At 61.7% G+C, this 2,302-nt stretch carries 3 protein-coding genes; 2 read left to right on the top strand and 1 reads right to left on the bottom strand.

From position 1 onward, the window contains the following. Positions 1-218 precede the first annotated feature (218 nt). Both ACE3OA_RS21495 and ACE3OA_RS21490 read left to right on the top strand, forming a co-directional pair. Positions 219-896 (top strand): YggS family pyridoxal phosphate-dependent enzyme, encoded by a 678-nt coding sequence (locus tag ACE3OA_RS21495; protein WP_374314696.1) that lies wholly within the window; start codon positions 219-221, stop codon positions 894-896. 59 nt (positions 897-955) lie between these two features. Continuing rightward, complete coding sequence (locus ACE3OA_RS21490; protein WP_374314693.1) at positions 956-2,083, top strand: porin; 1,128 nt, start codon at positions 956-958, stop codon at positions 2,081-2,083. Positions 2,084-2,137: 54 nt separating this feature from the next. Here ACE3OA_RS21490 and ACE3OA_RS21485 read toward each other — a convergent pair. Further along, a partial coding sequence (locus ACE3OA_RS21485) for a hypothetical protein (protein ID WP_374314699.1) occupies positions 2,138-2,302 on the bottom strand: 165 nt, incomplete at its 5' end.

The raw sequence follows: 2,302 nt of genomic DNA, 5'->3' as shown, positions 1-2,302 counted from the left end.
AACAACTACGACTCGCTCGAGTTCTCGGTCGGTTCGTCGATCACCTTCTAATATCGCTCCAGCCTCGGCTGGATAGATATTGGAACGACTTTAAGGGGAGCAGGCAACTGCTCCCCTTATTGCTTTTTGGGCGCGTCCCACCTGAGAGGGTGTATTCACCGCCGCGGCTCCCTTAAGATGCCGCGCCCGCCGTTCCGAAGCCGCGATCATTCCCATTGATGACCATGACCGATTTCCCGCACATTGCCAGCAACCTGGCGCAGATCCGTGAAAGCATCGCCACTGCCGCCAAAGCCGCCGAGCGGCCGGCAGATGCGATCGAACTCATTGCCGTCTCGAAGACGCATCCGGCCGAGGCCGTTGTTGCCGCGATCCATGCCGGGCAGACGGTCTTCGGCGAGAACCGGGTGCAGGAGGCGCAGGCGAAATTCCCATCGCTGAAGGCAGCCCACCCGTCGCTCGAACTGCATTTGATCGGCCCCTTGCAAAGCAACAAGGTGCGCGAGGCGGTGGCGCTCTTCGACGTCATTCAATCGCTCGACCGCGAAAAGCTCGCCCGGGCCCTGGCCGACGAAATGAAGAAACAGAACCGGCATCCGCGCCTCTTCGTCCAGGTGAATACCGGCGAGGAACCCCAGAAGGCCGGCATCCATCCGGCCGATGTCGATGCCTTCCTGCGCCTCTGTCGCGACGAGCTGAAGCTGCCCGTCATCGGCCTGATGTGCATCCCGCCCGCTGACCAGCACCCCGCCCCGCATTTTGCGCTGCTGCGCGAGATGGCGCGGGCCAACGGCCTCGATCACTTGAGCATGGGCATGAGCGGCGATTACGAGACGGCCATCGCCTTCGGCGCCACGCATGTCCGGGTCGGCACCGCTATCTTTGGACAACGCTGAGATTTGCGCGCAGGATAACCTTGCTGTTACCAAGGTTAGCCAGCGAAAGGGGACTCCGCATGGCGATCAGGTTTCGCTCCACAACCTCGCTTTTTGCGCTGACGGTCGCGGGCACCGCGAATGTAGCGACGGCCCAAGCGTCCGACGGTATCAAGCTCAGCCTCGGCGGCTTCTTCCGTAGCGCCTATGGCTTCACCATCGATGACGATGCGCAAGGCGAGCTCGGCCACGACCAGAATCTGGACGGCGTCAGCAGCGATGCCGAGATCTTCTTCATGGGCGAGACCACGCTCGACAACGGTGTCACCGTGGGTGCGCGCGTCGAGATGGAAGCCGAGAGCGAGAGCGACGATTTCATCGACAATGTCTACGCCTTCTACAAAGGCGGCTTCGGCGAATTGCGTGTCGGCGCATTGGATGGCGCCGCCGGCAACATGTACATGCTGCCGCCGGGATCGACCGCCAATTTCGGTCCCTATTCGCCCAACATCATCGGCTCGCCGCTGAGCCCGGGCCTCTTCGATCCGGAAGCCTCGCTGGCGTTGCAGGATGCGGTGATCAAGATCGTCTACTACACACCGCAATGGAACGGCTTCAGCTTCGGTCTGTCCTACACGCCCAATGATGACGAGAAGACCGACAGCGGCACCGACAACGTTGCGGACAGCTTCCATCCTGACCGCTCCGAGGGCAGCGCCAACCACAATGTCGCGCTTGCTATGCACTATGATTATGAGGGCGATGGCTGGGGGCTCAATCTGGGTGCCGCCGGCTATTGGGAGGGCGATGTCGAGGGTACGTCTGCCGACGATGCCGAACAGGCCGGCTACAATCTCGGCGCCAATCTAAGCATCGGCGGGCTGCAGGTCGGTGCCGCCGGCACGTTCCTCGACGACGGCAATGGTGCGGGCCAGGATATCTGGATGTTCGGCCTGGGCTTTGCCTACACGCTCGATGCCTGGACCATCGGCGGCGGCTATGCTCATGTGCAAACGCAAGAAGCCGGCTTCAGCGACGACAGCAAACTCGACCGCGCCGGCCTCGACTTCTCTTACGCCATGGGCCCGGGCATCGATCTCGACGGCGGCATCTTCTATACCTGGAATGAAGCCGCCGACGATGACGGTGACAATGCCGACAACTATGACGCCATTGAAATCGCCATCGGCTCGTCACTGACCTTCTGAACAAAAAAGGCGGCCAATTGGCCGCCTTCTTCGTCTTCGATGGACCAAACGCAATTACCCTTGCGCCGCCTGTGCGGCTTCGGCGGCGCGTTCGGCTTTCTTGCGTTCGTTGGGGTCCAGGACCGCCTTGCGGATGCGGATGGCCTTGGGCGTCACTTCGACCAGCTCGTCATCCTGGATATAGGCCAGCGCCTGTTCCAGGCTGTGCTTCATCGGCGG

Origin of the sequence: Dongia sp. (assembly GCF_041906375.1) — a bacterium.
Lineage (GTDB): Bacteria > Pseudomonadota > Alphaproteobacteria > Dongiales > Dongiaceae > Dongia.
Note: the sequence above shows the minus strand (reverse complement) of the source record. Positions and strands in the feature narration are given on the sequence as shown.